This window comes from Oerskovia douganii (assembly GCF_015142735.1).
Classification (GTDB): domain Bacteria; phylum Actinomycetota; class Actinomycetes; order Actinomycetales; family Cellulomonadaceae; genus Oerskovia; species Oerskovia douganii.
Genome location: NZ_JACSPN010000025.1, coordinates 19,541 through 39,929, shown reverse-complemented (window position 1 = coordinate 39,929; position 20,389 = coordinate 19,541). Strand labels below are relative to the sequence as shown.

The 20,389-nt window shown below is 73.9% G+C and carries 19 protein-coding genes and 1 tRNA gene; 10 read left to right on the top strand and 10 right to left on the bottom strand.

The window, feature by feature from the left end; genetic code table 11:
* Positions 1–142 precede the first annotated feature (142 nt).
* The 3 genes from H9623_RS16055 (at position 143) to H9623_RS16045 (ending at position 1,328) form a co-directional block, all read left to right on the top strand.
* Positions 143–227, top strand: a tRNA-Leu gene (locus tag H9623_RS16055).
* Between the two features lie 181 nt (positions 228–408).
* Positions 409–1,170, top strand: a complete 762-nt coding sequence (locus tag H9623_RS16050) for a class E sortase (RefSeq protein WP_193721019.1) — start codon at positions 409–411, stop codon at positions 1,168–1,170.
* Entirely contained in the window at positions 1,170–1,328 is a 159-nt protein-coding gene (locus H9623_RS16045; RefSeq protein ID WP_193721018.1) for a hypothetical protein, read from the top strand. Before H9623_RS16050 ends, H9623_RS16045 begins: the two co-directional genes overlap by 1 nt.
* Before the next feature lie 60 nt (positions 1,329–1,388).
* Here H9623_RS16045 and H9623_RS16040 read toward each other — a convergent pair whose 3' ends face one another.
* The 8 genes from H9623_RS16040 to H9623_RS16005 form a co-directional block, all read right to left on the bottom strand.
* A complete protein-coding gene (locus H9623_RS16040; RefSeq protein ID WP_193721017.1) occupies positions 1,389–1,733 on the bottom strand; it encodes a hypothetical protein in 345 nt (114 codons plus the stop codon).
* 180 nt (positions 1,734–1,913) lie between these two features.
* On the bottom strand, positions 1,914–2,348 hold the full coding sequence (locus tag H9623_RS16035; RefSeq protein ID WP_193721016.1) for a VOC family protein: 435 nt from the start codon (positions 2,346–2,348) through the stop codon (positions 1,914–1,916).
* 69 nt (positions 2,349–2,417) lie between these two features.
* Positions 2,418–3,872: an LssY C-terminal domain-containing protein gene (locus tag H9623_RS16030; RefSeq protein WP_321575488.1), complete on the bottom strand. Its 1,455-nt coding sequence runs from the start codon at positions 3,870–3,872 to the stop codon at positions 2,418–2,420.
* 62 nt (positions 3,873–3,934) lie between these two features.
* Positions 3,935–4,156, bottom strand: coding sequence for a YciI family protein (locus H9623_RS16025; protein ID WP_193721015.1), 222 nt, complete (start codon positions 4,154–4,156; stop codon positions 3,935–3,937).
* Between the two features lie 56 nt (positions 4,157–4,212).
* Complete coding sequence (locus tag H9623_RS16020) at positions 4,213–5,148, bottom strand: DNA-3-methyladenine glycosylase family protein (RefSeq protein ID WP_193721014.1); 936 nt, start codon at positions 5,146–5,148, stop codon at positions 4,213–4,215.
* Positions 5,145–5,789, bottom strand: coding sequence for a methylated-DNA--[protein]-cysteine S-methyltransferase (locus tag H9623_RS16015; protein ID WP_193721013.1), 645 nt, complete (start codon positions 5,787–5,789; stop codon positions 5,145–5,147). The genes H9623_RS16020 and H9623_RS16015 overlap by 4 nt, the downstream gene beginning before the upstream one ends.
* A complete protein-coding gene (locus H9623_RS16010) occupies positions 5,786–6,319 on the bottom strand; it encodes an RNA polymerase sigma factor (protein WP_193721012.1) in 534 nt (177 codons plus the stop codon). The genes H9623_RS16015 and H9623_RS16010 overlap by 4 nt, the downstream gene beginning before the upstream one ends.
* Positions 6,320–6,386: 67 nt before the next feature.
* Positions 6,387–6,986: a methylated-DNA--[protein]-cysteine S-methyltransferase gene (locus tag H9623_RS16005; protein ID WP_193721011.1), complete on the bottom strand. Its 600-nt coding sequence runs from the start codon at positions 6,984–6,986 to the stop codon at positions 6,387–6,389.
* 134 nt (positions 6,987–7,120) lie between these two features.
* Between H9623_RS16005 and H9623_RS16000 the strand changes: the two genes are divergently transcribed.
* The 7 genes from H9623_RS16000 to H9623_RS15970 all read left to right on the top strand — a co-directional run bounded on the left by H9623_RS16000 (position 7,121) and on the right by H9623_RS15970 (position 18,975).
* On the top strand, positions 7,121–7,930 hold the full coding sequence (locus H9623_RS16000; RefSeq protein WP_193721010.1) for a metal-dependent hydrolase: 810 nt from the start codon (positions 7,121–7,123) through the stop codon (positions 7,928–7,930).
* A gap of 205 nt (positions 7,931–8,135) precedes the next feature.
* On the top strand, positions 8,136–9,047 hold the full coding sequence (locus H9623_RS15995) for a serine protein kinase RIO (protein ID WP_321575487.1): 912 nt from the start codon (positions 8,136–8,138) through the stop codon (positions 9,045–9,047).
* Between the two features lie 96 nt (positions 9,048–9,143).
* A complete protein-coding gene (locus H9623_RS15990) occupies positions 9,144–9,560 on the top strand; it encodes a hypothetical protein (RefSeq protein ID WP_193721009.1) in 417 nt (138 codons plus the stop codon).
* A gap of 145 nt (positions 9,561–9,705) precedes the next feature.
* A complete protein-coding gene (leuS, locus tag H9623_RS15985) occupies positions 9,706–11,346 on the top strand; it encodes a leucine--tRNA ligase (protein WP_193721008.1) in 1,641 nt (546 codons plus the stop codon).
* Positions 11,343–17,900: a DUF5979 domain-containing protein gene (locus H9623_RS20080; RefSeq protein ID WP_193721007.1), complete on the top strand. Its 6,558-nt coding sequence runs from the start codon at positions 11,343–11,345 to the stop codon at positions 17,898–17,900. The genes leuS and H9623_RS20080 overlap by 4 nt, the downstream gene beginning before the upstream one ends.
* A 53-nt stretch (positions 17,901–17,953) precedes the next feature.
* Complete coding sequence (locus H9623_RS15975) at positions 17,954–18,418, top strand: GNAT family N-acetyltransferase (RefSeq protein WP_193721006.1); 465 nt, start codon at positions 17,954–17,956, stop codon at positions 18,416–18,418.
* An 86-nt stretch (positions 18,419–18,504) separates the two neighbouring features.
* The gene (locus H9623_RS15970; protein WP_193721005.1) at positions 18,505–18,975 is read left to right on the top strand and encodes a hypothetical protein; all 471 of its coding nucleotides are present in this window, start codon (positions 18,505–18,507) and stop codon (positions 18,973–18,975) included.
* Positions 18,976–19,084: 109 nt separating this feature from the next.
* Here the strand turns inward: H9623_RS15970 and H9623_RS15965 are convergent, their stop codons facing one another.
* Both H9623_RS15965 and H9623_RS15960 read right to left on the bottom strand, forming a co-directional pair.
* Positions 19,085–19,558 (bottom strand): hypothetical protein, encoded by a 474-nt coding sequence (locus tag H9623_RS15965; RefSeq protein WP_193721004.1) that lies wholly within the window; start codon positions 19,556–19,558, stop codon positions 19,085–19,087.
* A gap of 26 nt (positions 19,559–19,584) precedes the next feature.
* The gene (locus H9623_RS15960) at positions 19,585–20,247 is read right to left on the bottom strand and encodes a helix-hairpin-helix domain-containing protein (RefSeq protein ID WP_407671951.1); all 663 of its coding nucleotides are present in this window, start codon (positions 20,245–20,247) and stop codon (positions 19,585–19,587) included.
* Between the last annotated feature and the right edge of the window lie 142 nt (positions 20,248–20,389).

The following is a 20,389-nucleotide window of genomic DNA, read 5'->3' as shown; positions in this document are numbered from 1 at the left end:
CTTGAGGTGCTAGTGCCCTTTATCGGGCGTGGGGGTTCAAGTCCCCCTCCGGACACTCGTTGAGACAGCGAACCGCGAAGCGGACCAGGGAAACCTCGGTCCGCTTCGTTGTGCGACACCCGGTGGCGACACCGGAACACCCGTCCGGGTGGCGGAATGGCAGACGCGCTAGCTTGAGGTGCTAGTGCCCTTTATCGGGCGTGGGGGTTCAAGTCCCCCTCCGGACACTCGTTGAGACAGCGAACCGCGGAGCGGACCGAGGAACATCTCGGTCCGCTCCGTCGTCGTGTCCGCGTGCCGACCACTCCACCCGCTCCGTCCGCTCCCCGCGTCGGCGTGACCGACTAGGCTGTGGAGTCGGTCCGACCAGGGGCTTCGCAAAGGGTCTTCAACGGGAGAAGAGGGTTCGTGAGGCACACCAGCAGCCGGACGCGCAGCCCCTCGGGCGGCGGCGTGGTCTCGACGGCGTTCGGCGTGCTGGGCGAGCTGCTCATCACCCTGGGCGTGGTCTTCGGTCTGTTCGTCGTGTGGCAGCTGTGGTGGACCACGGTCCAGTCGAACCAGGCCGCGACGACGATCATGACGGAGTTCCAGGAGTCCCTCCCCGAGGCGCCGCAGGTCGCCGCCGAGCTGCGCACCGACGCGCCGCCCGTCCCGGAGGCCGTCGCCGAGGGCGAGACCATCGGCGCACTGATCGTCCCCGCCTGGTACGGCAAGACGGACAACACCATGCCGATCGTCCAGGGCACCTCGACCGAGCTCCTCAACAAGGCCGTCGCGGGGCACTACACCCAGACGCAGCAGGTCGGCGAGGTCGGCAACTTCGCGCTCGCCGGGCACCGGCGCACCTACGGCAACTCGTTCCGGTTCGTCAACGAGCTCGTGCCGGGTGACCAGGTCATCGTCGAGACCGCGAGCACCTGGTACGTGTACGAGGTCACGGGCCACGAGGTCGTCCTCCCGAGCCAGGTCGACGTCATCGCCCCCGTCCCCAACGAGCCCGGGGTCGAGCCCACCGAACGGCTCCTGACCCTGACCACGTGCCACTCCCCCACGCTCGGGGAGTTCGGCAACTCCCACCGGTGGATCACCTACGCGAAGTTCGTCGGGTGGATGGACCGGGCCGACGGGATGCCCGAGCAAGTTCTCGACGACCCGGGGGTGCAGTGATGTACGGGTGGATCTTCCGGCACCTGCCGGGCAACCGCTTCTGGCAGGTCGTGCAGTCGCTCGTCCTGGTGGCGGCCGTCGTGGCCGTCCTGTTCACCTGGGTGTTCCCGTGGGTCGCGGAGACGTTCAACGTCAACGGCGACCCCAACTTCGACTGAAGGTTCTCCGGTGGACCCAGGTCCAGGTGACCGCGGCGACGACGTGCCCGACGCAGAGGCCTACAGGCCGAGCGAGCGCTTGAAGGACAGGTCGACGACCAGCGTCGACGCGTCTCGTCCGGCCGACACGCAGACCTTCCGCCGGTCCAGGACCGAGATCGCCCGGCATCGTCCGTCCATCTCGAGCAGGTCCCGCTGGATCCCGGTCGACAGGTCGTCGCTCGCGAAGCTCAGACGCAGCCAGCAACCACCCGAGGCGCACTCGACGCTGTGGTCTGCCCCCGCTACCCCGGAAGGCAGGTGCGCCTGGTCGACGGTCGGCATCAGCATGTCGTCGACCTCGACCGCGACCACGGGGGCGAGCAGGAGGACCCCCAGTCCCGACGCCGACAAGAGCGCGATCACACCAAGTCGGCGCGTCGTCCGAGATCCTGCGGACGTGCCCTTCGACACCTGCTCGCCTCGCTCTCCGACGACGGTGCGGCCGCTGGAGGTCAGGGCCGTCGTGCCTCGCGGTTCAGCACCCTACCGCGACGACGGCCGACCGCGACGGCAGGGGCTGGTGGTCGATCCCCGGGCCGCTGCTCAGTCGAGGCAGAACTCGTTGCCCTCGACGTCCTGCATCACGATGCAGGACTCCTCGTCGTCGTCGGCCGGGAGGAGGCGCACCCGGGTCGCGCCCAGCGCGACCAGCCGCGCGCACTCGGCCTCGAGCGTGGCGAGGCGCTCGTCGCCCACGAGGCCGGTGCCGACCCGCACGTCGAGGTGCACGCGGTTCTTGACGACCTTGCTCTCCGGGACGCGCTGGAAGTACAGGCGAGGACCGACGCCCGTGGGGTCCTGGCAGACGGACGCGGCCCCTCGGTCCGCAGGCGGCAGGGTGTCGGCGAAGTCCTCCCACGTGGCGAACCCCTCGGGCGGCGGCGGGACGACGTACCCCAGCACCTCGCACCAGAAGAGAGCGACGCGCTCGGGGTCCGCGCAGTCGACGGTGACCTGGAGCTGCTTGACCGACGGCATCCGGCCACGATATCCACGGGCCCTCCGTCGAGGACGACCGGTCCCTTCGCGACACGCCGGACCCGCTCGTCACCCGGCGGCGGGCACCTCGGGGGTGCGCCGTCGCTCCCGCCGGAGACGACGCTGCGTCCGTTCGTCGCGCGTGTAGGCCGCCACGTCCCTGCTCGAGAGCGTGAGCAGCACCAGGATGTCGAGCGCCACGGTCAGCAGGGTCGTGCGGAACGTGATCTGGTCGCCGGACACGGCCCACCCCACGAACGAGGACGTGGTGCTGATCGCCGCCAGCACCATGACCAGGGCCCGCGCCCACGTCCGGCCCTTGAAGACCCGCCAGGCCAGGAAGAGCTGGAACAGGGCCACGAGCGAGAGCAGCACCACGACCACGACCAGCAGCGGGCCCGACGCCTCGTCGATGTCGTGCTGGGTCACGTCGCCGCCCAGGAACAGCGACCTCAGTGTCTGGTCCCAGTGCAGAGCGAGGTTCGCGAGCCAGATCAGGTCCGCGACGACACCCAGCACGACCAGCAGCGCGCCGGCGGTCGTCGCGGCCGGGCGGCCAGGCTTCTGCGCAGCGGCGTCCACGACCGGCTCTGCCGGGGCAGCCACGGCGCGGACGTCGACGACGGGGAGGGCGCCGTCGGTCCTGATCGCGTCGCCGCCGCCGTTGCGTGCGTGGTAGCCGGTCGAGAAGTCCTCGATGACCTCGACGTCGACGCCCACGTCGGCCGCGAGGAGCGTGCCCACGACGTGGTCGCGCTCCCGGTCGGTGTCCGCCTCGATCTTGTGCGTGACCTGGAGCGTGAAGAGCGAGAACCCCACGGCCCGGTCGTACGTCCCGGCCGCGAGCCAGTCGACGCGCCGACCTCCCGGCAGCGGCCAGGCCGGCGGGCAGCGCCAGAACCGGATGTGGTGGCGGCGCGACGGGTTGCCCTCGACCTCCTGCTGGTACGCGAAGTCCTGCTGGCGCCCGAACAGGAACAGCGGGCTCACGGGAGCCTGGTCGTAGCTGCGGCGGCTGAGCGTCGCCGCGACGATGCGTCCGCTCGAGGCGAGCGTGACGTCGTCGGCGAGGGTCCAGCCCGCGGCCTCCATCGCCGCGCGCACCTGCGCCTCCTCGCCCAGCAGCGCGAGGTTGACCGGGTCTCCCAGCAGCCCGTTCGCGGTGCGCGTGCGCCCGATGAAGTACTCCGGCACGTAGAGCGCCGTGAGGATGCGGTGCAGGCGCGGCAGGGCGAGGTACGCGATGACGAGCCAGACCGCGACGACGTAGAGGATCGCGAACCAGCCGAGGTGGATCGACTCGCTCAGCACGAGCCACGCGAGCCACACGGCCGCGAGCCCCGCGAAGACGAAGAAGAACCCGTCGCCGAGCGCGACGAGCCGGTCGCGCGCGCCGCGGGGACCCCTCGCCCCGTCGTCCGCCGCGCCGTGGTCTCCGGCGGGCGGGTGGGGGGGCACCTCGCCAGGTCCGTCGGCGGGCACCGCGACGGTTCGGGTGGGGTCGTGCGCGCTCTCGCGGGTCACGCCCCCAATCTATGGCGCGTGGCGCAGCCGGGCCGGGTGAGGGCGCAGGGGTGGGACCGGGCTCAGACCGAGCAGTCGCAGACGGGGTTGAACTCGACGACCTGGTCGCCGAGCTCGGGGTGCGCCCACGCCTGGGCCTCGGCGAGCGAGGCGAACCTGCGCCCGGCGAGGCGGCCGTTGGCGAACAGGACGCCGGCCTCGATCTGGTCGCGGACGTCGTCCGGCTCGGCGGGGGGCGCCGCGGTCCGGGGGGCCGCGTCGGTCCGGGTGCTCACGCTGGTCATGACGTCCTCCTGCGCTCGGTGGCTCCCTCCCAGTATGGCTCGGCGCCGCGGGTCCGTCAGTAGGCGGTGTGCGTCCAGAGGTGGAACAGGGCGTAGGCCCGGACGGGCGCCCAGGCCTCGGCCACCCGAGCGGCCGCACGCGCGTCGATCCCGCCGAGGGCCTTGCGGAGCACCAGGTCGCCCGGCACGAACCCGTCACGGTCCCCGAGCACCTTGACCGACAGGTAGTCGACGGTCCACGGCCCGATCCCGGGCAGGGCGAGCAGCCGCGCGCGGGTGTCCGCGAGCGCCGCCGGGTCCTGCGCGGTGTCAGGTGCGAGCACCAGCCCGTCGGCGCAGGCCTGGGCGAGCGCGAGCAGCGTGCGGGTGCGGGCGCCCGTGATCCCGACGGCGGACCGCAGCTCCGCGGCCTGCGCCCCGGCGAGGGTCTCCGCGTCGGGGAACAGGCGCAGGTCGTGCGGCCCGGCGGGGGGTCCCGGGCGTCCGTGGGCGTCCGCGAGCCGCCCCGCGAAGGTCCGGCACGCCGCGAGGGAGACCTGCTGGCCCAGGACGGTCGTGACGGCGGCCTCGAACCCGGAGGGGTGCCCCACGACGCGCAGCCCCGGCCGCGCGGCGAGCAGGGGCGCGAGCACGGGGTCGGCGCCGAGCACGGCGTGCACGGTCGCGAGGTCGGCGTCCGTGTCGAACCACCGGGAGACCAGGGCGCTGACCGCGTCCGGGTCCCCGCCGTCCCCGCGCACCTCGATGCCCTCGGGCGCCAGCCGCACGGTCACGGCCGCCGTGCCCGAGCGCGTCTCGACGAGCCGCGTGACCTCCCCCCGCGCGGCGTCAGCGCGGTCGACGCGGTCGACGCCCGGCACGGCGTGCGCGACGAGCGTCGCGAGCGCCGAGGCCGCGTCGAACGGCTGGGCCACGGGCAGGTGCCGCGCCCAGGCCCCCTCCCCGGGGGCGCCGACCTGCGGGACGGTCGTGGCGCCGTCGGGCAGGCTCATGCCGCGTGCTCCAGCGCGAGCAGCAGGCGCTTGGCCTCCGGGCCGCCCGCGTAGCTGCCGCTCGAACCGTCCGAGCGCACGACCCGGTGGCACGGCACCACGAGCGGCAGCGGGTTCCTGGCGCACGCGGTCCCCACGGCCCGCACGGCGCGCGGGCTGCCCGCGGCCAGCGCGACCTGGGCGTAGGACGCGGTGCGCCCGTAGCCGATGTCGCGCAGGTGGCTCAGCACCTCGCGCCGGAAGGGTCCCGTGGCCATGGTCAGGTCGAGCGGCAGGTCGAACGTGCGGCGCTCGCCCGCGAAGTACTCGTCGATCTCGGTCGCGAGCCGGTCCAGGCGCGCCGGGGACCGCAGGACGCGCGGGCTCACGGTGCGGGCGATGCGGTCGAGGACGGCGTCGTGCCCCTCGACGTCGAACGCGATGCGCACGACGCCCTGGTCGGTCGCGGCGAGCAGCAGCGTGCCCACGGGCGTGTCGAGCGTGCGGTAGGCGACGTCGAGCAGGCCCGACGACGCGGCGTCGGCCGCGAGGCGGTCGTGCAGCCGCGAGAGTGCGGCCCGGGAGTCGTCGCCGCGGCCCTGGTCGAGGACCCGCGCCAGGGGCCCGAGCAGGGGGGCGTCGTCGAACGAGGTGTCGCTCATGAGGCACTTCCTTTCGAGGCACGAGCGGAGGACGGGTGAGGCGCGGCCGGGACGTACGTGCGGCGCAGCGTCGCCATGCCGTCGGCGGCCGCTCGGCGCGCGGCCTCGGTGCTGCCGCCCAGGATCGCGGCGACCTCGCGGTAGGCGAGGCCCGCCACGTGGTGGTACGCCACCGCCTGGCGCTGCTTGGGCGGCAGGGCGGCGAGCGCGCGCCACAGGTCGGGGTCCCGCTGCTCGACGTCGCGCTCGGGCAGCCCGTCGCGGCTGGGCTCGTGGGTGAGCTCGGCGACGTCGGGCACGGCGATCGGCGCGCGGGCCCGGCGCCGGGTGACGTCGATCGCCTTGCGGTGCGCGATCGTCACGAGCCAGGCCTCGACGTTGGCCCCCTCGTCGAGGCGCGGGTAGGCCGCGAGCGCCGACAGGAAGGTCTCGGACCACGCGTCCTCGGCGTCCACGGGCCCGAGGACCGCGCGGCACACCCGCAGGACCGTGGCACCGTGCTCGGCGACGACGCGCTCGAAGGGCTTCACGTCGGGTGGACGGCCCGGGCGCGCGGGACGTGCGGTGCTCGCGGGGGACGCGGCGCCGGGGCGGGCATCAGAACAGCCTGCTCGCGCGCGTCTCGTCGGACTCCTCGAGCGCGAGGAGGAACTGCTTGCGCTCGAGCCCGCCCGCGTACCCGGTCAGGCGTCCGTCGGCACCGACGACGCGGTGGCAGGGCACGACGATGCTCAACGGGTTCTGGCCGTTGGCCGCGCCGACCGCACGGGCCAGGTTCTTGTCGCCGAGCGCGAGCGCGAGGTCCCCGTAGGAGCGTGTCTCGCCGTAGGGGATCTGGGCGAGCAGCGCCCAGACCTTCTGCTGGAACCCGTCGCCGACCGGGGCGAGCGCGAGGTCGAACTCGCGCCGCGACCCCGCGAAGTACTCCCCGACCTGGACCCTGACCTCCTCGAACGCGTCGTCGTCGCGCTCGCCGAAGGTCTCGCCCGTCGGGCGGCGCTTGTGGGCGTCGAAGTACAGGGCGCGCAGCCCCTCGTCCGTGCCGACCGCGGTGAGGTCGCCCACGGGCGAGCCGAAGACCGCGTGGCGCACGGCCCTGTCCTGCTCCAGCGGGGGCTCGGGGGGCAGCAGGTGCTCGGGGTGCTCCCTCACCGTGGCGTCTCCCGTCCTGGTCGTGACCTGCGTGCTGTGTCTCATGCACTGTAGACGCAGGGGTCCGACAAGACGTGAGATCCGGCGTCCGCCCCTGACAGGTAGGGTGTGCTGTCGCGCCGGACAGACCGCGCGAACCACGCTTGCTGGACGAATCGACCTGACGGGACGAACTCATCATGATGGGTGGTCACCACGCCGCCTGCGGCGCGGCCGCATGGGTGGCGGTCACCTCGACCGCCCCGTACACGCTCGGCATCTACCCCGTCTCCGACGTGGGCGTCATCACGGGCGCGATCGTGTGCGCCGGCGCGGCCCTGCTGCCCGACGCCGACCACCACTCCGGCACGATCGCACACTCGCTGCCGCCCGTCTCCGAGGGCGTCGCGAACCTCGTCGAGACCATCTCCGGAGGGCACCGGCGCGGCACGCACTCGATCCTGGGGATCGTCGTCTTCACGGCGCTCGCATGGCTCGCGGGCCTCGTGACGTACGAGTCGGACACGTTCGGCACCGTCGCGGTCGGGGCGGGCGTCGTCGCGATCCTGCTCGTCGCGTTCGCGCTCAAGGCCCTCAAGCTCACGCGCGGCGGCAAGCTCGGACCCTGGATCGGGTCGATCACGATCGCGGTCCTCGTCGCGCTCCTGGCCCCCGAGGAGTGGAACTGGCTCCCCGTCGCGGTGGGCCTCGGCGTCGCCGTCCACATCGTCGGCGACGTCATGACCACGGGCGGCTGCCCCCTGCTGTGGCCCCTCACGTTCAAGGCGCCGCGCTGGGTGCGCAGGACCAACGTGCTCAACGACATCTGGCGCCCCGGCGGCAACTTCGCGCTGCCCGTCCTGGGCAACGCCGGGTCGGTGCGCGAGTGGCTCTTCCTCATCCCCGTCACCGCGTACGCGGTCGTCGGGGTCGGGTGGTCCCTGCTGACCCAGATGGGCTTCGACACGGGCGGGACGTACACGCTGATCGTGCAGTCCCTCGGAGGCTGACCGGAAAAACCGTTGCGCCCGCTCGACGGGGTGCGCGACAGTTGGGACGTCCGCCGGAGAAGGTCCGGCCACGAGGCGCGGCTGCGAGCCGCGAGAAGCAGGAGGTGAGTGATGACCGTCGTCGTCGTACTCCACACCCTCCCCTTCCCGAGGAGCCTCGTCCGCTGACGCGCCCGGCTCCTCCCTCGTCCGAGGAGCCCCACCCGTGCACGAGCACACCGATTTCCCCGCACTCCCCCGCTTCACCGGCACGCCCGACGACGCCCTCTACGCCGAGGCCGACGGCGGCGAACTGGACCCCGGCCTCGGCCCCGACCAGCGCTGGTCCACCTGGTCCGGCGTCGAGAAGGGCATGCGCGGCCCCGAGCCCCGGCCGGGCTGGGTCGTGACGGCCGACGCCGCGCTCGACACCGAGCTCGGCGTCCTCAAGTCCGGCAAGGAGGCCGACGTCTTCCTCCTGGAGCGCGCCGTGCCCGACGACCCCGACCAGTTCTCGCTCCTCGCCGCCAAGCGGTACCGCTCGTCCGAGCACCGCGCGTTCCACCGCGACTCCGCGTACGTCGAGGGGCGACAGGTGCGGCGGTCGCGAGACCGGCGCGCGATCGAGCGCAAGTCCTCCTACGGCCGCGAGGCAGCGGCCGCGCAGTGGGCGAACGCAGAGTTCGCAGCGCTGTGCCTGCTCTGGTCGGCCGGGGCGCCCGTCCCCTACCCGGTCCAGATCGACGGGACCGAGATCCTCATGGAGTTCGTGGGCGAGCACGCGAGCAGCGGCGAGAGCGACGGGTCCGCGGCGAGCCGCGTCGCGGCCCCGCGCCTGGCCCGCGTACGACCCGACGTCGCCACGGTCGAGTCGTACTGGGACCAGCTCCGGCACGCGATGGGGATCCTCGCCTCGCACGGCTACGCGCACGGCGACCTGTCGCCGTACAACGTCCTGGCCCAGGGCGGGCGCATCGTGATCATCGACCTCCCGCAGGTCCTCGACCTCGTCGCCAACCCGCACGGCACCGAGCTCCTCCTGCGCGACTGCCGCACCATGTGCGCGTGGTTCCGCTCGCGGGGGCTCGACGTCGACGAGGGCGAGCTGTTCGCCGACCTCATCGCACGGGCCTGGTGACCCGGGCGACCGCCGCAGGGCGCTGACCTCGGGGCACGGTCGCCGACCCGGTACGCATCTCGTGCCGGGTCGGCGCACCCGACCTACCGTGAGGGGATGACCTCACCCACGACCGACGCGACGCCCTACGACCACGACGACGTCCAGACCTTCCTCAACTCCTACGGCGTGGCGCTCGCCGCCGGCGACCTCGACGCGCTCGCCGAGGCCTACGCGTTCCCCGCGCTGGTCGTGACCGACGAGGTGTCGGTGCTCATCAGCGACCCCGACACGGTGCGCGAGTCCTTCCGTGGTGCGGCCGAGAGCTACCGCGACCGGGGGCTCGTCGGTGCGGTCGCGCAGATCCGGTCGCTGGGCACCACGAGCGCGGGGCTGGTGTGGGCCGACGTGCGCTGGAGCTACCGGGACGAGTACGCGGGCGAGGCCGACACCGAGAGCTTCCGCTACCTGCTGCGGCGGGGGCGGGACACGTTCCTGATCTGCGTCGTCGTCCCGGTGGACCCGTTGGCGTGACGTCCTGCTAGGCTCCCCGCCATGCGTTCCTCGCTCCTCCTTATGCAGCCGCGCTGACCAGGCACGACCAGCGCGGCAGCCCCTCGTACCCTCGAGGGGCTTTTTTGTGCCCGCACCCAGGACGGAGCAGCACCGAGGAGACACCATGCCCCAGGACCAGGACCAGGACCAGGACCAGACCGCGCTGGCCACGCCGACCGTCGCGACCGTGAAGGCACCCGAGGCCTCGCCCGCCGAGCACGCCGACCCGGCGGGGCAGGCTCGGATCGAGGCCCGCTGGCAGGAGGTCTGGGAGCGGCTCGGGGTGTTCCGGGCCCGCGACGACGGGTCGGCCGAGCGCCGGTACCTGCTGACGATGTTTCCGTACCCGTCGGGCGACCTGCACATGGGGCACGCCGAGGTCTTCGCCCTCGAGGACGTCGTCGCGCGGTACTGGCGCCTGCTCGGGCACGATGTGCTCAACCCCATCGGGTGGGACTCGTTCGGCCTGCCGGCCGAGAACGCTGCGATCCGGCGGGACGAGAACCCTGCGGTGTTCACCGAGGCCAACATCGCGACCCAGGCCCGCTCGATCCGACGCTACGGGGTGTCGTTCGACTGGTCGCGGCGCCTGCGGACGTCGGACCCCGAGTTCATGCGCTGGACACAGTGGCTCTTCGTGCGCCTGGTCGAGAGGGGGCTCGCGTACCGCGCGACGGCCTCGGTCAACTGGTGTCCGCGGGACGCGACCGTCCTGGCCAACGAACAGGTCGTGGGCGGATCGTGCGAACGGTGCGGGGAGCCCGTCGTGCGGCGTGACCTGACGCAGTGGTTCGTGCGCATCACGGACTACGCCGACCGGTTGGTCGACGACATGGACGATCTCGTCGGACAGTGGCCCGAGAAGGTCCTGACGATGCAGCGGAACTGGATCGGGCGCAGCCGCGGGGCGCGGGTCGAGTTCGAGGTCGCGGACGGGAGGCCACGACCGGGCGGCCGCCAGAGCGTGTCGGCCTTCACGAGCCGACCCGAGACGCTTTTCGGCGTGACGTTCCTGGCCGTGGCGCCCGACGCCGACGTCGCGCGCGAGCTGTGCGCGCCGGACCGCGCGCAGACGCTCGACGCGTACCGCGCGGCGAGCCGGGACCTGAGCGACATCGACCGCCGGTCCACCTCCCGGGACAAGACCGGCGTCTTCCTGGGGACTCATGTCGCGCACCCGGTGACGGGCGAGCGGCTGCCCGTGTGGGCGGCCGACTACGTCCTGCCCGGGTACGCGTCGGGGGTCGTGGCGGGGGTCCCGGCGCACGACGAGCGCGACCGGGCGTTCGCCGAACGCCACGGTCTGCCCGTGCGCCGGGTCCTGCGCTCCGGGGGCGAGGGGGACGCGGTCGTGCACGACGTCGTCGTGCGCTCGAGCGGGGGCGGGCTGACGCTCGACGGGCTGAGCGCAGCAGAGGCCGCCGAGCGCGTCGTGGCCTGGCTGTCCGCGCACGACCGAGGTGGGCCGCAGGTCGTCTTCCGGCTGCGGGACTGGCTGGTCTCGCGTCAGCGCTACTGGGGCGCCCCCATCCCGATCGTCCACTGCGCCGTGTGCGGTGAGGTCCCCGTACCCGACGACGAGCTGCCCGTGCGCCTGCCGGATCTGCGCGGCAAGGACCTCGCGCCCCCAGGGGTCTCGCCGCTGGCCGGCTCCGAGTCGTGGGCGCGCACTCCCTGCCCACGGTGCGGCGACGAGGCGCGACGGGACACCGACACGCTCGACACGTTCGTCGACTCGTCGTTGTCGCGGGCTTCGGCACCGTGACGTTCCCGCAGGACGCCGACCAGGCGCAGGCCTTCGTGTGGGACGGGTCCGCGTGGGTCGCGGGCCCCGTCGGCGCACAGCCCACGCTGCCCGCCGGGATCGACCTCGAGGACGTCCGCGGGGTCCGCGTCGAGTTCACCAGCTCGACCGGCGCGCACCTGCCCGCCGGAACCACCGCGACGGTCCCCCTGGAGCTCGTCCAGCGCCCGAGCGTGTCGACGCTGACGGACCCGCTGACCGTGACCAACACCGCGACGTCGAGCGTGCGCCTCGGCGCCGCGAACGCGACGTCGGCCCCTGCGAGCGACACCCACGAGATCCTCCCCGCGAACCTGTCCGCGACCGCCGGCAAGACCTTCTCCCCCGACCACGTGCGGGCGGGCGAGCCCAGCACGGTGACCCTCACGGGGACCAACAGCGGCACCGCCGTCACGTCGCTGTCCATCGCCGAGCCCGGGCCCGGCGCCGCCACGAACCCCTTCACCGACGGCCTCACCTTCACCGGCTTCGGCTCCGACGGCGCCGGTGCGGACGTCGTGTGGCCCACGGGTGCCACGAGCGCCGGCGTGACCTTCACCTACGCCGACGGCTCGACCCGGACCCTCACGGCCACGGGCCCCGACACCCTGCCCCAGCCCCCGGCCGGCAAGACCGTGACCGGGTTCGTCGTCGAGTACACGGGCGCGATCGTCGCCGGGGCGCAGGCCACCGTGCCCTTCACCGTGGACACCGACCCGGACCAGAGCATCGAGGAGCACGCGCGGCACAACGAGATCCTCGTGACCGTCGTCGACGGCCCCGACAGCGGGACCGCGACCGCCGCGCACGCGCTCACGAGCTACGTCGACCGCCTCGCGGTCGACGTCACCAAGCGGATCAGCCCCGCCGAGATCCTCGCCCACCCCGGCGAGATCGCCACGGTCCAGCTCCCGACGCAGATCAAGCCCTTCCCCGCCTCGACCACCGACGCGACCCACCTCGTGGTGCAGGACCCGCGCGTCCTGCCCGCCTCCCCCTCGCCCGACCCCTGGTGGAACGCGTTCGACGCCCGCAGCATCGCGCAGACCGCCGTCCCCGCCGGGGCGACCCTCACGATCCGCTACTGGGACGGCTCCGGGTGGGTCGTGCTGCCCGGCGGCGCGAACCTGGCCGGCCCGCAGATCGTGAACCTGCCCATCCCCGACGCCCTCAAGGACGACGTCCACGGGCTGCAGTTCGACTTCGCGAACCCGGCGGGCTTCCCGCCGGGCACGAGCGTCCAGCCCAACTTCTCGGCCGAGCTGCGCGCGACGCAGCGCGACGGCGCGCCCCTGCAGAATCTCGCGCAGACGATCGAGAACTGCGCGTCGGCGAGCGCCACGGACGGCGCCGTCTCCGGGTCCGCGGACGTCGCTCCGCCGTGCCCGGCGATCACCCTGATCCCCGTGACCCCGGGAACGGGCGACCTGGTCGAGAAGGAGTTCCTCGAGCCCGTGCCGGGCGCCGGAAAGACCGTGGTCGCGCGCTCCGGGGACCGGGTCGACGCCCGCCTGCACTGGTCGACGGGCGGTTACTCGGGCCTCGACGAGGTCGCGATCTCCGACGTCGCGGACCCGCAGACCACGAACGTCGCCGACTCGGTGTTCGACGCGTTCGACCTCGTCGCGGTCAGGCCCGTCACCCCCGCGACCGACCCGCTCATCGCCTACGACGCCGTCGCACGCGTCGAGCTGTGGGACGGGACGCGCTGGGCGCGTGCCGCGAACGACCCCTGCGCCGCGGGCTCCGCGTGCGACGGGACGTTCCCCGGGGTCACCCTGACCGCTCAGGAACGTGCCTCGACGCAGGCCGTCCGGCTCGTCGTGGTCGAGTCGACCACGCGCGGCGCGCGCCTCGCGGGCGACCCCACGCTCCCCCAGCCCGGTGACGGGGTGGCCCGCTCGACCGGCAACGGCCGCACGATCGATCTCACGTTCCAGGTCCGCGACACCAGGCGCAGCGACGGGACGCCCGCGCTCGGGAGCTCCTCCGGCGTCGTGTACAACCAGGCGGCGGCCGGGGACGTCCTCAACTCCGCACGCGTCTCGGGCGTCGTCGCGGGCTCCCAGGTCGTGACCGACACCGACGTCGACGTCGTGACGATCGTCGACGTCCCGCTCAACGTCGACGTGACCAAGTCCTGGACGGGCGGACCGCTGGGCATCCCCGTCGCGGGCACGCCCCGGGACGACTACCCGTCGGCGCGCGTGCGGGTCGAGGCGACCAACGCGACGGCCGCGAAGGTCGACCGCCTGACGGTCACCGAGCCCGGCACGACGGACCCGGCGGACGACCCCTTCGACGTGTTCGACCTCAAGGACGTCGTGACCCTCACGGTCCCGGCGGGTGCGACCAGCACGACCGTGACCCTGGTGCGCGAGGACGGGTCCACGACGACCCACACCCGGGCCGAGGCCCTGGCGCTCTCCGCGACCGACCTGGCCGACGTCGTCGGCGTCACCGTGGACCACGAGGGGCGCATCGCGGCGGGGGCGACCACGGTCCTCGTGCTCGACCTGCGCCTGCGGCCGGACACCCGCGGTACGGCAGACCCCGTCACCGTCGCGGCGTCCCCCGTGCGCAACCTGGCCCGCGCGAGCGTGGCCGACCTGGGCGGCAACGCCACCGGGGCCGACCCGACGGCGGACGACGACGCGACCATGACGCTCGTGCCCCAGGGCCTCGAGCTCGTGGTGACCAAGAAGTTCACGCCGGGCGTGCTGACCGAGCCACGGACCGGCCCCGTCACCATGACCCTCACCGGGACCCCGGGCGGGGCGTCCCGAGCCCTCCGCATGGTGCTCACCGACGACGAGCCGCAGTTCTGGAACCAGTACTCCTTCACGGGCTTCGCGCCCACGTTCGGCCTTACCGCACCCATCGACCGCGTCCAGGTCGACGCGCTCGTCGGCGCCACGTTCACCGCCGACGAGGTCGGGATCTCGACCGCGGGCGGCCGCTGGGTCACGGGCTCGCCCACCACCGCGGCAGGCGTCAGGCTGCCCGACGGCGTGTCGCCCGCCCAGGTGCAGGGGCTGCGGTTCACGTTCACCCGGGCGGACGGGAAGATCTGGGAGAACCCGGCGACGCCGACCCAGTCCGCCCCGGTCCTCGTCGAGCGCCGCACCGACCTGCTGACCGGTGGCCCCGTCCTGTCGGACATGGCGGGCAACGCCCCCGCGCCCGGTGAGCGCACGCCCGGGACGGCGAGCAACTCGGTCCGGGGGCTCGTCCAGGGGGCCGAGCTCGTGGCCGGGTTCCCGATCTCCGCGAGCGACGAGGCGGAGGCCTCGATCCTCTACCAGCACCTGCCGAACGCGGTGAAGGTCGTCAAGAAGGCGAACGGGTCCGTGGCCGGCGGCTCGCAGGTCCCGGGACGCGCGTTCCCGTACACGCTCGAGGTCACGAACACGGGCCGGGTCGCGATCGTCGACCCGGTCGTCACGGACCGCCTGCCGAGCGACGCCGACGGCGCGCAGCTCGTGTTCGACCCGGTCGCGCACCCCGGTGGCGCGGGCGCCTTCGCCTACTCCCTCGCCGGGGCCGCCCCGAAGCCCGCGAGCGGGCCGGCGATGCCGTCGGCACCCGCCGACGTGACGGTCGACCTCCAGGGTGACGTCGAGGAGCTCCGCTTCACGTTCCCCCAGGGCTCCGTCCTCGAGGTGGGGCAGACGTACACCATCACGGTGCGGCTCATGCTGCGCCCGGGCCTGCCCGGCGGCACGGCCGTCGTCAACACGGTCGGCGTGACCGGTGAGCGGCCGTGGGACCAGTGCTCCCCGGCCCTCGACCCCGCGACGGGCGAGTGCCGCACCTCGACGACGGTCACGTCCGTCAAGGCGGGCACCCTGCGCTCCGAGAAGCTCGTCCGCGCCGAGGACGACGAGCTCGGCGCGTTCGCCTCGACCGGTGGCGCCACCTGCGTGCCCGACGCCGACGGCTTCCACTCCTACCCGTGCGTGCCCGTGACCAAGCCCGCCTCGAGCGAGGTGTGGCGCCTGCACTACACGAACACCGGCAACCTGCCCATGGACCGCCTGCGGGTGATCGACAAGCTGCCCGCGCCGGGCGACACCGGCGCCGTGAACCCCTTGCCCCGTGGGTCGCAGTGGCGGCCCCTGCTGGAGGGGCGGGCCGAGCTGGCACACGCCCCCCAGGGCGCGACCATGGCGCGGTACTACACGTTCGACGCGACCCCGTGCGTCGACGGCACCTCCTGCGCACCGGGTCGATGGACCGCGTTCACGGGGTCCGAGGGTCCGGAGATCCTCGACCGCGTCACGGGCGTCATGACCGAGGTCGCCTTCACGGACCAGGACCTGCTCGCCCCCCTCGCCGAGGTCAAGATCGACCTCTGGACGACGACCCCCGCGGTCTCGCCGACCACGGGCCCCGACACCATCGCCTGGAACTCGGTCGCCGGGACCGCACGGACGGTCGACGGCGCGAACCGGCAGTGGATCGCCGCGACCGAGGGCAACAGGGTCGGTGTCGCGCTCGCGACCGGACCCGTCAGCGTCGTCAAGGAGGTCACCGGTGACGGCGACCGCTTCGCACCCGGCTCGTTCCCCGTCCGGCTCGTGTGCCGCTCGGGCGTCGGGACCCGCCTCGAGCAGGAGGTGCCGCTCGGCGCGCGCGGTGACCTGACCCTCGTCGCCGGGGTCCCGCAGACCGTCGCGGACGTCCCGTGGGGCTCCGAGTGCACCGTCGAGGAGGACGACGCCGCGACGGCGCCCACCGACTTCGACGCGACCACCGTCACCGTCGGCCGCGACGACCAGGCCCCGCCTGTCGTGATCGCTACCAACCGGTACGACCAGGCGTCCCTCCGGATCGCGAAGACCGTCGACTCGGCAGCCGTCGACCAGGACGGGACCCCCGTCGCGTACGGCCCGTTCACCATGACGGTGCAGTGCACGTTCCTCGGGGCCCCCGTCCACGCCGACGGCTTCGGACCGGGCAAGCCCATGGTGGTGTCCGTCGACGCGGGCGCCCAGGTCGAGCTGACCGGCCTGCCCGCCCGGGCCGAGTGCACGGTGACCGAGACCGGGACCGCGGGCTCGCCGTCGGGCTCGGTCACCGTCACCCAGGGGGCGGACGCACCCGTCACGTCCCCCGGGACGACCGCGACCCTGACCCTCCTGCCCGACGACGGCGGTGAGCCGGCCAGCACGGTCACCGTCACGAACTCGTTCGAGGTCGGCGAGGTCGTGCTGACCAAGGTGGTCGACGGCGCCGGCGCGGGCTTCGGCACGGGCCCCTTCACGCTCGCGCTGACGTGCACGCTCGATGACCCCAGCGGGACCCGGGTCGTGTACTCCGGGACCGTGGTCGTCGGCGGGGACCAGCCCCTCGAGGCGACCGTCGGGAACCTGGCGAGCGGCGCGGTGTGCGCCGTGTCCGAGCCCGGCGACGGCGGCGCCACGACCACGACCGTGTCGCCCGACGTCACGGTCACGACGGGGAGCCCGGCGCACCTGACGGTGACCAACACGTTCGAGGTCGGCGACCTGGTGGTCACCAAGGACGTCGTCGGGGACGGCGCGGAGCTCTACGGCGCCGGACCGTTCGAGGTCACGCTGCAGTGCACGCTCGCCGGCACACCGATCACGGTGCCCGGGGGCGCCGCCCGCGCCGTCAGCCCGGACGGGCCCGCGACGTACCTCGGCCTGCCCGTCGGCGCGGAGTGCGACGTGACGGAGACCCGCACCGGCGGCGCCACGACCACGGTCGTGGGCGGCGACGACGAGACCGCCGCGGGCGGGGCCGTCGTGGTCACCGCCGGCACCCCCGTCGAGGTCACGGTGACCAACACGTTCGACGTGGGCGAGGTCCGCGTCGTCAAGCGGCTCTCCGGGTCCGGCGCGGCGCAGCACGAGGACGACGAGTTCACGTTCCTGCTCGTGTGCACGCGTGACGTCGACGGCACGGCCGTCCCCGTCGCGGTCCCGGACGGCCCGACCCGCACCGCGTCGGCGGCCTCCGACTGGGTCGCGGTCTTCACCGACCTCCCCGTCGGCGCCACGTGCACCGTCACCGAGACCACGGTCGGCGGGGCGGACGAGGTCCGGGTCGTCGTCGACGGCCGGACCACCGTGACCGACCCCGCCGCCGGTGACCCCACGTCGGTCGAGTTCCGGCTGCCGTCCGGCCCGGACGTCTGCCTGCCCGTCGAGGTCGTCAACACCTGGGGGCTGAGCGGGGCCCTGGGCGGCACGGCCGGCGGACCCCTGGGCGGCACGGCCGGCACGGCCGGCACGACGACCCTGGCCTCGCGCACGGCGTCCCCGTTCGGGACGCCGCAGGTCGGGCTGAGCAACGACGCCGGGTGCGCCACCACGCCCCCCGGTGGCCTGACGCCACCGGACGAGGAGCCTGCTCCCGGCGACGGGGGCTCCTCGGCCGGCGGGACGACCCCCGGCGTCGGGACTCTCCCCCTGACCGGCGTGAACGTCGGCCAGGCCGCCCTGCTCGCGAGCCTCCTCGTCGCCACGGGGTACGTCCTGGTCCGGGGCGCACGCACGCGCCGGTCATGAGGGCGCGGCGCCCGGCGGGTGATCTCGCCGGGGCGCCGGGCTAGGCTCGAACCATGCTCCTGCGTGCCTACGACGACTCCGACGCCGACGCGACCCTGGGCGTCTTCCTGCGGGCCGTGCGGGTCACGGCTCGCGCCGACTACACGCCCGAGCAGATCGCGGCCTGGGCCTCCGACGACATCCCCATCGACGTCTGGGCGGCCAAGCGACTCCTGGTCGACACGGTCGTCGCCGTCGAGGGGGACGAGGTCCTGGGGTTCAGCGACGTCGACGAACGCGGCTACATCGACATGATGTTCGTCGACCCTGCCGTCACCCGGCGCGGTGTGGCCACGGCCCTGCTCGGACGGGTGACGGAGATCGCCCGCGAGCAGGGGGCCGACGAGCTCACCACGTATGCGAGCCTCACGGCCCGCCCGTTCTTCGAGAAGCACGGGTTCGTCGTGGTCGAGGAACGTGAGCCCGTGCTCCGCGGCATCTCGTTGACGAACTTCAGCATGCGGCGCGCACTCGTCTGATCCGTCCTGCATCACGCTCCCCGAGGTCCCGCTCCTTCCAGGTAGCGGGTGCACCCGCACCCGCCACGACCGAAGGAGGGGGCACCATGGTACTCACGACCAGCGCGCTGACACTCATCGGCCGACGGCACCCAGCGATCTTCGACCTGCTGGGCAACCCGTACGGCCCCTTCACCGGCTCCCGTGGAGCCGAGGTCTTCCTCAACCCGCAGCCGCTGCCGCCCGGCCCCCCGGACGGGATGCGCACCGGGTTCCACGCGGGCGCGGCGCTCGTCCAGCTCGCGTTCACCGCGCACCACCTGCACGTGGGCTTCGACATCGACATCGACGACTGGTGCCCGACCCCTCCCCGCCGCCCCAAGCTCCCGCCCTGGCCGGGTCCTCGCCCGCGCCCGTGGCGCACGGAGGTCGTCGACGAGTCCTGGGGGGCCGACTACGTGCTCGGGCTCGCGGGCTCGCTCGAGGTGTCGGCCTCCGTCTGGGAGGGGTTCGCCGGGGCCGACGTCCTGGACGGTGTCCACGGCAGGGCCCTGGAGATCGGGGCCAAGCAGGGGTGAGGCGGCGCCCGGTGCACCGAGATGCCGCTGGTCGTCGCCCCGGGGGGTGGGGCGACGACCAGCACCCGGGCGGGAGAGGTGTCGGGTCGGTGCCGGGAGCGCCCGGACGTCAGCCCTGACGCCCGACCAGCACCGAGACCGCGACGGCCGCCCCCGTGCCCACCTCGACGGCGACGGCGTGGCCGAGGCCCAGGTCCACGTCGTCCGCGGTGGTCAGCGCGACGTACCCCGCCTCGCCCGGGCGGAATCCGCACGAGACCGATCCGAGGGCTGCGCCGTCGACGGTCACGTGAGCGTCTCCGTCGCCCTCGCACGTGATCGCCACGGTGAGGGGCGCAGCGCTCGGCAGGTCCGCCCCGTCCGCGAGCGCCCCGGGTTCGACCGTGAGGTCGAGCGCGGAGCGCCCGACCGAGGACACGAGGTCGGTGTCCGCCGGCATCAGGTCACGCTGCGCCTGCAGGAGGTCGTCGGGCGTGACGGGGTCCGCCGCGCACCCGGTCAGCAGGACGAGGGCCGCGACGACGCACCCGGTCAGGAGCCCGGGCCTCGATCGGCGGCGGGCACGTACGGGTCCGGTCCTCATGGGCCCCGAGTATGCCAGCGCGTCCCCTACTGGAAGTCCCGCGACCGCGACGCGACCTGCAACGACAGCGGCGCGAGGTGCTCCGCGAGGAGGTTCGTGGCGCCGTCGGCCCGTTCGAGGCGCCCCCGCACCACGAGCGCGGGCGACGACCGCGCGACCCGGCGGAACCGCTGCCACAGGCCGGGCGTGCAGATGACGTTGAGCAGCCCCGTCTCGTCCTCGATCGACAGGAACGTCACGCCTCCCGCCGTCCCGGGGCGCTGGCGGTGGGTCACGACTCCCCCGACCGCGACCCGCCGACCGGCCTCGTGCTCGACGGCCTCCGCGACCGTGACGACCCCGGCCCGGCGCAGCCCGGGGCGCACGTACTGGGTCGGGTACGAGTCGGGCGAGACGCCCGTGGCCCACACGTCCGCGACCGCGGTCTCGACCTCGCTCATGCCCGGCAGCGTCGGCGCCTCGACCCCGACCGAGACCCCGGGCAGCGTGTCCGGGCCCTCCTGGGCGAGAGCGCCCGCGGCCCACAGCGCCTCGCGCCGGGCCACGCCCAAGGACTCGAGCGCGCCGCCCGTGGCGAGCGCCTCGAGCTGGGCCGTGGTCAGGTCGACGCGTCGCACCAGGTCGCGCAGGTCCGTGAAGGGGCCGTCCGCGCGCGCCGCGACGACCGCCTCCGCGACCGGGTCCCCCACCCCGCGCACGCTGCCCAGCCCCGTGCGCACCGCGAGGGACAGGTCGGGGTGCGGGGCGCCGTCGGGCGGGGCGGGAGAGCGGGGGGCGGCGGGACCGCGTCGGGGGGGGGGGGGGGGGGGGGGGGGGGGGGGGGGGGGGGGG